The sequence below is a fragment of the Necropsobacter rosorum genome, assembly GCF_964241405.1.
In the GTDB taxonomy this organism is placed as follows: Bacteria; Pseudomonadota; Gammaproteobacteria; order Enterobacterales; family Pasteurellaceae; genus Necropsobacter; species Necropsobacter rosorum.
Genome location: NZ_CAXSXF010000002.1, coordinates 308,357 through 319,975, shown reverse-complemented (window position 1 = coordinate 319,975; position 11,619 = coordinate 308,357). Strand labels below are relative to the sequence as shown.

Annotated in this window: 10 protein-coding genes; 4 read left to right on the top strand and 6 right to left on the bottom strand. The window is 47.1% G+C overall.

The window, feature by feature from the left end; all coding sequences use genetic code 11:
• Positions 1-39 precede the first annotated feature (39 nt).
• Positions 40-1,218, bottom strand: a complete 1,179-nt coding sequence (gltS, locus tag ACESOH_RS05475) for a sodium/glutamate symporter (protein ID WP_373100229.1) — start codon at positions 1,216-1,218, stop codon at positions 40-42.
• A complete protein-coding gene (locus tag ACESOH_RS05470; protein WP_373100228.1) occupies positions 1,202-1,912 on the bottom strand; it encodes an RraA family protein in 711 nt (236 codons plus the stop codon). The genes gltS and ACESOH_RS05470 overlap by 17 nt, the downstream gene beginning before the upstream one ends.
• A gap of 123 nt (positions 1,913-2,035) precedes the next feature.
• Here ACESOH_RS05470 and ACESOH_RS05465 point away from each other — a divergent pair, with 123 nt between their 5' ends.
• Positions 2,036-2,953 (top strand): LysR family transcriptional regulator, encoded by a 918-nt coding sequence (locus ACESOH_RS05465; protein ID WP_373100226.1) that lies wholly within the window; start codon positions 2,036-2,038, stop codon positions 2,951-2,953.
• Positions 2,954-3,049: 96 nt separating this feature from the next.
• On the opposite strand, the gene ACESOH_RS05460 is transcribed toward ACESOH_RS05465, so the two are convergent.
• Positions 3,050-3,985 (bottom strand): Kdo(2)-lipid IV(A) acyltransferase, encoded by a 936-nt coding sequence (locus ACESOH_RS05460; RefSeq protein WP_373100224.1) that lies wholly within the window; start codon positions 3,983-3,985, stop codon positions 3,050-3,052.
• Positions 3,986-4,126: 141 nt separating this feature from the next.
• On the opposite strand from ACESOH_RS05460, the gene hldE reads away from it, so the two are divergent.
• Positions 4,127-5,557, top strand: coding sequence for a bifunctional D-glycero-beta-D-manno-heptose-7-phosphate kinase/D-glycero-beta-D-manno-heptose 1-phosphate adenylyltransferase HldE (gene hldE, locus ACESOH_RS05455; protein ID WP_373100223.1), 1,431 nt, complete (start codon positions 4,127-4,129; stop codon positions 5,555-5,557).
• Between the two features lie 9 nt (positions 5,558-5,566).
• Here hldE and ACESOH_RS05450 read toward each other — a convergent pair whose 3' ends face one another.
• A complete protein-coding gene (locus ACESOH_RS05450) occupies positions 5,567-6,799 on the bottom strand; it encodes a glycosyltransferase (protein WP_373100221.1) in 1,233 nt (410 codons plus the stop codon).
• Positions 6,800-6,838: 39 nt separating this feature from the next.
• Complete coding sequence (gene ettA, locus ACESOH_RS05445) at positions 6,839-8,509, bottom strand: energy-dependent translational throttle protein EttA (protein ID WP_373100220.1); 1,671 nt, start codon at positions 8,507-8,509, stop codon at positions 6,839-6,841.
• 444 nt (positions 8,510-8,953) lie between these two features.
• On the opposite strand from ettA, the gene zevA reads away from it, so the two are divergent.
• On the top strand, positions 8,954-9,601 hold the full coding sequence (gene zevA / locus ACESOH_RS05440; protein ID WP_373100219.1) for a zinc transporter binding subunit ZevA: 648 nt from the start codon (positions 8,954-8,956) through the stop codon (positions 9,599-9,601).
• Positions 9,592-10,608 (top strand): zinc transporter permease subunit ZevB, encoded by a 1,017-nt coding sequence (gene zevB, locus ACESOH_RS05435; protein ID WP_373100217.1) that lies wholly within the window; start codon positions 9,592-9,594, stop codon positions 10,606-10,608. Before zevA ends, zevB begins: the two co-directional genes overlap by 10 nt.
• A gap of 10 nt (positions 10,609-10,618) precedes the next feature.
• Here the strand turns inward: zevB and ACESOH_RS05430 are convergent, their stop codons facing one another.
• Entirely contained in the window at positions 10,619-11,593 is a 975-nt protein-coding gene (locus ACESOH_RS05430) for a calcium/sodium antiporter (RefSeq protein ID WP_373100215.1), read from the bottom strand.
• Between the last annotated feature and the right edge of the window lie 26 nt (positions 11,594-11,619).

Genomic DNA, 11,619 nt, shown 5'->3' with positions numbered 1-11,619 from the left:
CGATGCTTTTATACTGATAATCCGTATGATTAACATGTTCTATTTAAACAAGTTAATAAATAATGTAATAATAATCGGATTACAAATGTTAATAAATACAACGGTAATCACCGGTAGTACAAACCAGGCGGTCGGCGCCGGGCCGTTTTTTTCAATGATGGCTGACATGTTCGCCATTGCGTTCGGCGTTTGTCCTAAACCGACGCCACAATGACCGGCTGCCATTACGGCGGCATCATAGTTTCTGCCCATGGTGAAGAAAGTAATGTAATACGCCCATAGCATCATTAATGCGGCCTGTGAGAGCAGAATAATGATCATTGGCAACGCAAGATCCAAGAGCTTATTAATATTAAGTGCCATCAGTACCATGGATAGGAATAGATTTAAGGAAATATCACCGATAATATTGATTTCTTTCATGCGCAGTTTTAACAAATCCAAGTCGGCAAGGTTTCGGATCACTGCGCCGCCGAATAAACACCCCACATAATACGGAAAAGTTAAACCGGTTAAATTGAGTAATTTCGAAATGTAAGATCCGATTAACGCGGCTACTAAAATCATGATAGTGCTGTGTAATAGATTCTTACCATTTAAGGCAGAATGTATATTGTTTTGGTTATTGATATTTTCAGTGTTTTCGCCTTTTAAATTATATTTGTTGATAAGACGTTTGGCGACCGGTCCTCCGATTAGGCTGCCCAACAATAAGCCGAAGGTCGCTGCCGCGATGCCGATTGTGGTGCTGCCGTCTGCACTGAATTCTTCCAGTGTTGGACCGAATGCTGCTGCCGAGCCAACTCCGCCGGACATAGAAATTGATCCCATTGCGATACCGTGCAATTCATGTAATCCGAATAGATGAGCAAGCCCTGCACCGAGCAAATTCTGCACGAATAATAGACTGACCGCGATTACAGCCAGAATCGCACCTAATTTTCCGCTTTTGCGAATAACCGCAAAGCTACAGGTAAATCCGGTACAAGTGAAGAAAATATTCATGAAGAAATCCTGCAGCGTATTGGTTAGTTTAATTTCGAACGTACCGCTTTTAATTCCGATAAACATCAAAATACTAAATAAAAGCCCACCGATAACCGGTGCCGGAATAAAGTAGGTTTGAAAAAACGTTATCTTGCTTTTAATAAATTGTCCTACTAAAAACAACACTGCTGCTACTGCCGCAGTTTGTAATAAATCAAAGGTAATTATCATAATTGACTGCCTCCTCAATAAATTCGCATCCGTTCTGTGTCAGCTTGGTATATACCCAGTCTAAATTCAGATTTTTGTCAGCCCGGATTTCCGTCAGCATTTGCTGTTCTTTATTTATGATTTGGGCGGCGGCTGCTAAAACTGTTTCGGCATCTTTCGGACGAATGGAGATAACACCGCTTTCATCACCTGCGATAATATCGCCGGGGTAAATTACCCGACCGCCGATATTGACCGGTACATTAATTTCTCCCGGTCCGTTTTTGTAAGGACCATTCGGTGTGGCGGCGCAGGCAAAAACGGGAAAGTTCATTTTGGCTAATTCTCTTTTGTCACGAATTGCGCCGTAGACTACAAAACCGGCGAGTTCCCGTGCTTTAGCCAGTTCCGCCATGATTTCGCCGCATAACGCTCTTTCACTGAAACCGCCACCGTCAACGACGATAACATCGCCTTTTTTTGCCTGCGCGATAGCATAATAAAATAATAAATTATCACCGCTTGGCACCCGCACGGTATAAGCTGTTCCTAATACCGGTTTATCATTAACGGCAAAAAAACGTGATGATATTGCTGCAGTTCTGTTCATACTGTCGTCCAAAATAGAAATGGGAATATGACGGAATTGCGCTAATAGATGCAATGAAGGGCGGATAAAATTTTTAATAATTCTGAATCCGATATTTTTCATCATTTCTCCTTATTTTTGTTGGTTAAAAATGCTATGTTTTTAACCTAACATATCGATTTATATGTATAAAACGAATAATTTTGATATATTATATCTGGTAAATAGATATTTAAACGGGGGAATAGTATGACCTTTGATCAAATCAGAACATTTTTGACTGTTATTGAATGCGGCAGTATTTCGACTGCTTCGAACGTATTATTCGCCTCTCAATCTACGATCAGTAGCCGTATAAAATTATTGGAGGAGGAGCTGGCCGTTCAGTTATTAATCCGAAATAAGGGTGTGCGCAATATTGAACTGACGTCTCACGGTAAGGCATTTATTCCTATTGCCCAGCAGTGGCTCAGTTTATGGCAGGATACGAAACGAATCACCGAACAGGGAAAAATACAGACTTTAAATATCGGTAGTGTGGATTTAATTAATAATTTTACTTTCTTCCCGCTTTATCAACGTTATTTGAGCCAATACCCGAATACCAAATTATGTGTTAATACCTTTCATTCGCCGGAAATTCATTCATTAATTGAAAATCGAATTATTGATATCGGTTTTGTTTTCAGTCAGGTTAAATATCAGAATATTATTTCCAAGCCGGTTTATCGGGAAAAAATGTATTTAATTTGTCATCAGGAAAGCGATTATTACGATAATATTCATCCGACTGATTTGGATATCGAGAATGAAATTTATCTGCGTTGGGGACCAGATTTCGAGCAATGGCATCATGCGCACTGGGATCCGCACAGACACCCGGTAATAACGGTTAATACGGGATCTTTAATCGCACGTTATTTGGATAAACCCGGTTATTGGGCGATTGCACCGATGTCGCTGGTTTCCCATATCAAAGAATTTTATCATATTGCCTGCTACCAGATTCAGGAACCGCCGCCACCGAGAATCTGTTATTTATTAACACACCGATACGCCAAACCGAGCCTGATGGAAACGATAAAAATATTCGAACAGGAAGTGACGGACTTTGTCAGTTCCAACGCCAATATTTGCCGTTTTGAAAGCTGGATGTTGGAAAAGTAAAAATATAAAAAAGTGCGGTTGGTTTTCGGCGAGAATTTGCATTATTTATGATTTATGGATTAAAAAATAAAAGCACCATTACGATGCTTTTCGGCCTTAATCATATAAACTTGGCGCCTGTTCGTTGGGGCGGGTTTTGAAGCGGCGGTGGAGCCACATATATTGTTCGATGCCGCGCAGGATTTCTTGTTCCACGATGTTATTCATGCGTGCGGCGATGTCGGTTTCGTCGTTTAAGTCGCTGAAGGCCACCGGTGGGGAGATGGTGACGGTGTAGCCGGAGCCGTCGCGGTTGCGTAGCGGGGCGAAAGGTATCACTTTGCTGTGCGGAGAGGCTTTCAGCAAATAATAGCTGCCGGTGGTGGTGGCGGCGTGTTTAACCGCAAAAAACGGCACGAAAACCGAGTTCTTCGGACCGTAGTCGTGATCGGGCGCATACCAGATAATCTCCCCGCGTTTAAGCGCTCGGATCATGCCGCGCAGATCTTTGCGATCCAGCATATCTTTGTTGGAACGCAGTCGGCCGCGGGTTTGCAGCCAGTCCATCAGCGGATTGTCGTTCGGGCGGTACACGCCGATGCCCGGCTGGTGAATGCCGACGATGCGGGCGCCGAGTTCAAGGGTGAGAAAATGGACGCCGACGAAAATAATGCCGTCTTGCCGGTTTTGTTTCAGGTATTCCACCCCGCTGATAGTCGACCATTTTTTGATCCGTTTGTCCGACCAGAACCATGCCATGCCGGTTTCGATTATCGCCATGCCGGTGGATTTCAGATTCGCCCGTAAAATTTCTTCGATTTTTTGCGGCGGATAGTCGGGAAAACAAAGCTGTAAATTGCGTCGGGCGATGTTGACCCGGCGGCGGCCGACTTTTAGTCTGGAAAACAGCAATCCCAGCCCGCTGCCGATTTTTAACAGAACCGGGTAGGGCAGTAATAAAATCAATCGCCAGATTGCCAGCCCCAGCCAAAATCCCCAGTATTTAGGCTTTAAAAATGATTTCTGAAATGTTGGAAGAGATGCTTTTGCCATAATAAAAATACAACGTTAAATTCAAAGCGCACAGTTTAACAGACCCGAGCGCCTAGTTTAGCGGAATTCTTGGTAAATAGCATTTATCCTGTGGTAAAATCAGCAAAATTTTTCCAATCGATACAAGGAATAGAAAATAAAATGGGTCAATATTCAGCACAATTTCGCAATGCAAGGGTATTAGTTTTAGGTGATGTGATGTTGGATCGCTATTGGTTCGGCGCCACCAATCGTATTTCTCCCGAGGCGCCGGTGCCGGTGGTGCGCGTGCAGGAGCATGAAGAACGTGCCGGCGGGGCGGCGAACGTGGCGATGAATATCGCCTCTTTAAACGTGCCGGTTGAGCTGTTGGGGCTGGTCGGACAGGATGAAACCGGTTCTGCCCTGACCGCGCTGCTGGAAAAACAGAAAATCGGTTGTAATTTTGTGCGGCTGGAGACTCATCCGACCATTACCAAACTGCGCATTTTATCCCGCCATCAGCAGTTGCTGCGGCTGGATTTTGAAGAAGATTTCAATAATGTCACCAGCGACGGATTGCTGCAAAAACTGCAAAGTGCGGTGCAAAATTATGGCGCGTTGATTTTATCGGACTATGGAAAAGGTACGTTAAATCAGGTTCGGCAGATGATCAACATTGCCCGTCAGGCCGATGTGCCGGTATTGATTGATCCGAAAGGAACGGATTTTGAACGTTATCGCGGTGCGACCTTGCTGACGCCGAATATGTCGGAGTTTGAAGCGGTGGTCGGGCCCTGTGCGTCGGAACAGGATATTGTTGAGAAAGGCTTACAGCTGATTCGGGATATCGATTTAAGCGCGTTGCTGGTTACCCGATCGGAAAAAGGCATGACTTTATTGCGTCCGCAAAAGCCGCCGTTCCACTTGCCGACCGTGGCTAAAGAAGTGTTTGATGTCACCGGTGCCGGCGATACGGTGATCAGTGTGTTGGCGATTGCTTTAGCGGACGGCCGTCCTTTTGAAGAAGCCTGCTATCTGGCCAACGTGGCCGCCGGTATTGTGGTGGGCAAACTGGGAACCTCCACCGTCTCTACGGTCGAGCTGGAAAATGCCATTCATGGCCGCAGCAGTTCCGGTTTCGGGATTATGAGTGAAGCAGAGCTGAAAAGTGCGGTCAAATTGGCGCAAGAACGCGGCGAAAAAATCGTAATGACCAACGGTTGCTTTGATATTCTGCATCCCGGACATGTGTCCTATCTGGAAAATGCCCGTAAGCTGGGCGATCGGTTGATTGTGGCGGTTAACAGCGATGCGTCCGTTAAACGCCTGAAAGGCGAAAATCGCCCGATTAACGATCTGGCTGCCAGAATGGCGGTGCTGGCGGGGCTGTCTTCGGTGGACTGGCTGGTGGCGTTTGATGAAGATACGCCGCAGCGTTTAATCGGTGAGATTCTGCCTGATTTGCTGGTGAAAGGCGGGGATTATAAACCGGATGAGATCGCCGGCAGCAAGGAAGTTTGGGCGAACGGCGGTGAAGTTAAAGTGCTGAATTTTGAAAACGGTTGCTCCACCAGCAATGTGATTAAGAAAATTCAGGAACTGGCAAAATAAGTTGCCGATTTATTCAGGCGGCGCGGTAGTTGCCTGATTTTTTATGTGCGTCAATACATGAAAGAGCTGTTCGCCGATGCGATCAGCCTGAAAGCGTGCGACGGCCTGCGGCAGTCCGGCGATATAATCCTGCCGCAGTGTTTCATTGGTGAGTAATTCATAAGCGCTTTGTACAAAACCGTCCGTATCATGCAGCGGTACCAATCTGCCGTATCGATTATCCGCCAAGACTTCTTTCGGCCCGACCGGGCAATCCATGGCGACCACGGGGCAGCCGCAAACCATGCTTTCAATAAAAACTGTTGGAAGTCCTTCGTTAGTGGAGGTGTGAATAAATAATTTCGCCTTTTTCATAAACGGAAAGGGGTTGGATCTGATTCCGAGCAGCAGGCAATCCTGCTGTAAACCTAATCTGTTGATTTTTTCCGTTAATGCCGCTCTTTCATAGCCTTCGCCGATAATATACAGTTTTTGCCTAATCCCTTTTTGTTTTAAGCGGGCGTAGATATCCAGCATTTCGCTATGGTTTTTATAATCGTACAGACCGGCGACAGACAGGATATAATCCTCCGCCAGCAACGCCTTATCGGCGATGTCCGCCTCATTCGCTTTTGCCAGAATAGCATCCGTCTCTATCGGATTATAAAGCACCACGACTTGTTTATTGTCCAGCTTTAAGCCGATATGCGCCGCCATGCGCAGAAAGGCCGTTTTCATGTCTTCCACCAGCAGCACGAATACCGCTTGTTTATCCAATACGATCCGATAGTAATCCGGATCGGCGCTGTAGGTTTGAATATCGTTTTGAATATGGATCCAGCGGATAACCTTGGTATTGCGGTGCAGATCGTAAGATTCCAGAAAGGTTTCCAGATCGCCGTTGAAATTAATAATGAAATCATAGGGCGCTCTGGCATTAAGATATTGCAGCAGGCGTTTTTTGCTTTCTTCGCGCACGGCATTGCGCCAAAAGCGGAAATACGCTTTGTTTTCCTCGGTGATATTCTCTTCCCGTAACCGCCAGAAGCCGTAAATATTGAATTCATCTTCAATGTGAGAACAAAGATAATGTTTGTTTATATTAGCCGGCAATTGGTCGAAAACAGCGTCGCGCGGTTGATTGACCACAAGCAGATCAACCTGATAATTCGCCTCGGCGGCCAGTATGTTCAGATAATTTTTTAATACGGTGGTGACACCGCCGATTCTGAGATTATCAATGTAAATCAGTATTTGTGGCATAACATTTTCCTGAAAAAAATCCCCAAACGGGGATTTTGCTTATTTCGCAATACGCTTATATTTAATCCGGTGAGGCTGAAGTGCTTCTGCGCCGAAGGTTTTCTTTTTCCATTCTTCATAATCGGAGAAGTTACCTTCATAGAACGTCACTTTGCCTTCATCACCGTAGTCCAGAATGTGTGTGGCGATACGGTCTAAAAACCAGCGGTCGTGAGAGATAACCATGGCACAGCCCGGAAATTCCAGAATCGCATTTTCCAGTGCGCGCAGGGTTTCCACATCAAGATCGTTGGTCGGTTCGTCCAGCAGCAAAACGTTACCGCCGGCTTGCAGCAGTTTGGCTAAATGCAGACGACCGCGTTCGCCGCCGGAGAGTTCGCCGACGCGTTTTTGCTGATCCACGCCTTTGAAGTTAAAGCGGCCGACATAGGCGCGGCTTGGGATCTCAAAATTACCGATGCGTAATATGTCCTGACCGTTGGACACTTCCTCCCAAACGGTTTTTTTGTCGTCCATCGCGTCACGGAATTGATCCACAGAGGCAAGCTGTACGGTGTCTCCCAGCGTGATGCTGCCGCTGTCCGGCTGTTCTTGTCCAGATAACATGCGAAACAGCGTGGATTTACCGGCGCCGTTCGGGCCGATGATACCGACAATCGCCCCTTTCGGAATAGTGAAAGACAGATCATCGATCAGTTTGCGCTCGCCGTAACTCTTGCTTAAATGCGCCACTTCAATGACCTTATCGCCTAAACGCGGGCCGGGCGGAATAAACAGTTCGTTGGTTTCATTCCGTTTTTGGTATTCGCCGCTGTTGAGTTCTTCAAAGCGTGCCATACGCGCCTTACTTTTCGCCTGACGACCTTTCGGATTCTGGCGCACCCATTCCAGTTCCTTTTCAATGGATTTCTGGCGAGCCGATTCGCTGGCGGCTTCCTGTGCCAGACGTTTTTCCTTTTGTTCCAGCCAGGAAGAATAATTGCCTTCCCAAGGAATACCTTCGCCGCGGTCAAGCTCCAGAATCCAGCCGGCGACGTTATCCAGAAAATAACGGTCGTGGGTAATCGCCACCACGGTGCCTTCATAGTCATGCAGGAACCGTTCCAGCCAAGCAACAGATTCCGCATCCAAATGGTTGGTCGGTTCGTCGAGCAGCAGCATATCCGGTTTTTCCAGCAGCAAACGGCATAACGCCACACGGCGGCGCTCACCGCCGGATAAATGTTCGATTTTTGCCTCCCAGTCCGGTAAACGCAGCGCATCCGCCGCCCGTTCCAGTTGGTTGGCTAGATTATGACCGTCGTGCGCCTGTATTACCGCTTCCAACTCGGCCTGTTCCGCCGCCAGTTTATCAAAATCCGCATCAGGGTCGGCATATAAGGCATAAACTTCATCCAAACGGGTCAGCGCGCGTTTCACATCGGCAACGGCTTCTTCAATGGCTTCGCGCACGGTTTGCTGCGGTTGCAGTTTCGGCTCCTGCGGCAAATAGCCGATTTTAATTCCCGGCTGCGGACGCGCTTCGCCCTCAATGTCTTTATCAATGCCGGCCATAATGCGCAGCAAGGTGGATTTACCGGCGCCGTTCAGACCGAGCACGCCGATTTTCGCCCCCGGGAAAAAACTGAGTGAAATATCTTTCAAAATATGTCGCTTCGGTGGTACGACCTTACCGACGCGGTGCATCGTATAAACAAATTGTGATGACATAATAATTCTCATTCTGATGAAAAAAGTGCGGTCATTTTACTTGAAATTATGAATATTTGTAAGTTCAGGGCGACAAAAAACTCATTTCAGAGCCACGGGCGGGATTTACTTATTTAGCACTGCGTAATAACTCGTAAGGCTGTCATTGCATTGATTTAAATAAAAAAAACCTCCCGAAACGGGAGGTAGGAAAGTAGTTTAGCTATTTATGATTATTTTATTTAGGAACTTTATGAATACCAAGCTATCACTTGATGCGCGGTATCTTACAGAAATTTTGTCGGTAACGTAATATTTATTTTATATTTTTTTGATATATGTCACATAATTTGTGCGGTTTATGCTATTTTTTAGCTAAAACCGTGTGGTTTTTAGCATATTTTGTTTCATTAACGCTTTAATGCTAGAATATCGCACTTGTTCGGTTTTACGGATTGAGCGTACATGTTGACTAATTATTACGCTGTGTTTATCTCATTGATTATGCTGTTATTTTCCCCTGTTCAGGGAGAAGCGCATCCGCATGCCTTTATTGATATGAAAAATAAAGTGCTGGTGGAAAATAACCGCTTAACCGGTTTTTCCATGCAATGGATCCTTGATGAACCCAGTTCTTCCGCCATTTTGTACGATCTGGCGCTGGCACAGGGCGATCGGCCGGCATTACAGAAGCTGATTGATGATGTGATAAAAAATATCGTACAGGAGCATTATTTCAGTTATTTATTCGATAAAAAGGGCGACAAAATCAAATATACTTCAACGCCGCGCAATTACGGCATGAAATCAAGCGGCACGCAGGTGCTGTATTATTTTGATTTTATGCTGTCCAAACCGCCGCTGCTGGCCGATGATGATTTTGAGCTGACCACCTATGATCCGACCTATTATGTATCGATGTATTACGACGAACCGATAAAAAGTGCGGTGGATTTTTCCGCATTACCGCCGAATTGCACAGGTCGTGTGGTTGCGCCGCAGGTGGATGAAAAAATGAAACAATATGCCGCTTCGCTGGATCGCAATCAGCGCGATGAAGATGCGTCTTTAGGCGAGGTTTTTGCGCAGAAGGTGATTATTTCATGCAAGTAAAGACAAAATATATCTGTTCGTTGTTGGCGGTGCTGTTAGTTTGCGCCGCGCTGTATTACTTTCCTTCGCTTTTTGCCCGCATCGTGCTGTGGCAGCGGGAATTCAACCAGCTGATGTCCGCCTATCTGCATCAGATTAAACAGGCGCCGCTGTATGCGGGCGGTTGGCTGATTTTGCTCAGTTTTTTATACGGCGTGTTTCACGCACTGGGGCCGGGACACGGCAAATTTATTCTCGCCAGTTATCTTTCAACTCATCAGTCGCAGTTAAAAGCCAGTATGCGCCTGAGTTTGTTGTCCTCGCTGATGCAGGGCGTTGTGGCGGTGACGGCAACCTCGATTATTGTGGTGATACTGGCGCTGTCTTCCGCCTATTTTAAATTCAGCCAGCTATGGCTGGAACGCCTTGCTTTCGGTCTGATTCTGTTGCTCGGCGTACAATGGGTTTATCAAAGCGGCAGCAAACTGTGGCGGCAGCGTAAAGCGCCGGCGGCGCAGAACGGATTTTCAACCGTGTATCGCATCAAGCCGCTGTCCGCTGCCGAAACGAAAAAAAGTGCGGTGCAAATTCAGCCAGAATTTTCGTCGCACGATCAGCCGTGCGGCTGCGGGCATCAGCATTTGCCGGATCAACGACAGCTGGCGCAGGCGACGGATTTTAAATCGCAGTGTCTGATTGTGCTGAGCATTGGTATGCGTCCGTGTTCCGGGGCGATTTTCATTCTGTTTTTTTCTTATATGCTGGATTTATATCCGTGGGGCGTGGCGGCGGCATTGGTGATGGCGTTAGGCACCGGGCTGACCTTATCGGCCTTTGCGTTAATGGTGCAGTATGCGCGTTCCGGCGCGGTAAAACTGGGCAAATGGTATTTATCGCCGGGGTTGCAAAACAATGCCGAAAGCCTGTTTAAACTGGCAATCGGCGCCGTCGTCATTATTTTCGCGCTCAGTCTGTTGTATGCCTCCACCCAGCCGGTGCAGGGCGGGGCGGTGTTATTCGGCGTTTAAGTTATGCCGATTACAGTGTCGTGTTCAGCAGATAAGCCGTATAGGCGATATAACTGAGCAGTAAACAAGCTCCTTCAAACCGGTTAATCATACCGGTTTTTTTACGCCATCCGTAACTGAATAAAAACAGCGACAGGGTTAATACCGCCATCACCAGAAAATCCCGGCTGAAGATTTCGCTTTCCACCCGAATCGGCATAATGGCACCGGCAATCCCGACAACCGCTAAGGTATTGAACAGATTGGAACCGATAATATTACCGAGCGCCAAATCCGCCTGTCCTTTTCTGGCGGCGACAATTGAGGCGGCCAGCTCGGGCAGCGAGGTGCCGACGGCGACGATAGTCAGGCCGATAATCAGATCGCTGACGCCAAGATAAGTGGCAATTTGTACCGCACCCCAGACTAAAAGCTGGGAACTGGCGACTAATAATACCAAGCCGCCCAGCATGCGCAATGCGGCGGAACGCAGTGACATATCCGGTTTCGGGCGGGATTGCGGTGGCACTTCGCTGAGGCTATGCGCACGCTTTTTCGAGCGCATTTCCCGTCGGATCGTCCACAGCATATAAGCGATAAAAACCAGCAATAGTATGAGCGCATCAAGACGGGATATGGTGGCATCATTAATCAACAATGCGGAAAGCAATGTGACCAGCGCCAGTATCGGCAGCTCTTTTTTCAGCACCGAGGGATTCACCATAATCGGTTTTATCAGGGCGGTTAAACCGAGAATCAAGGCAATATTGGTAATATTGGAGCCGTACGCGTTACCCAACGCAATACCGGGGCTGTGGTTGAGGGCGGATAGGGCCGAGACAATCATTTCCGGCGCGGAAGTGCCGAAGCCGATCACCACGATGCCGATTAACAGCGGCGGCATGCCCAAATGGCCGGCGAACGAGGCCGCACCTTCAATAAAACGCTCGGCACTCCAAACGAGGATGACTAACCCGGCCAGTAGCGCGAAAACGGGAAAAAACATAATAAACCTTATTCATTTGGTAAGAG

What these genes read in the sequence shown, in the direction of transcription:
- ACESOH_RS05470 (WP_373100228.1), bottom strand. Translation starts at nt 1,912, where the DNA reads ATGATGAAAAATATCGGATTCAGAATTATTAAAAATTTTATCCGCCCT.
- zevA (WP_373100219.1), top strand. Translation starts at nt 8,954, where the DNA reads ATGTTGACTAATTATTACGCTGTGTTTATCTCATTGATTATGCTGTTA.
- ACESOH_RS05450 (WP_373100221.1), bottom strand. Translation starts at nt 6,799, where the DNA reads ATGCCACAAATACTGATTTACATTGATAATCTCAGAATCGGCGGTGTC.
- hldE (WP_373100223.1), top strand. Translation starts at nt 4,127, where the DNA reads ATGGGTCAATATTCAGCACAATTTCGCAATGCAAGGGTATTAGTTTTA.
- gltS (WP_373100229.1), bottom strand. Translation starts at nt 1,218, where the DNA reads ATGATAATTACCTTTGATTTATTACAAACTGCGGCAGTAGCAGCAGTG.
- ettA (WP_373100220.1), bottom strand. Translation starts at nt 8,509, where the DNA reads ATGTCATCACAATTTGTTTATACGATGCACCGCGTCGGTAAGGTCGTA.
- zevB (WP_373100217.1), top strand. Translation starts at nt 9,592, where the DNA reads ATGCAAGTAAAGACAAAATATATCTGTTCGTTGTTGGCGGTGCTGTTA.
- ACESOH_RS05430 (WP_373100215.1), bottom strand. Translation starts at nt 11,593, where the DNA reads ATGTTTTTTCCCGTTTTCGCGCTACTGGCCGGGTTAGTCATCCTCGTT.
- ACESOH_RS05465 (WP_373100226.1), top strand. Translation starts at nt 2,036, where the DNA reads ATGACCTTTGATCAAATCAGAACATTTTTGACTGTTATTGAATGCGGC.
- ACESOH_RS05460 (WP_373100224.1), bottom strand. Translation starts at nt 3,985, where the DNA reads ATGGCAAAAGCATCTCTTCCAACATTTCAGAAATCATTTTTAAAGCCT.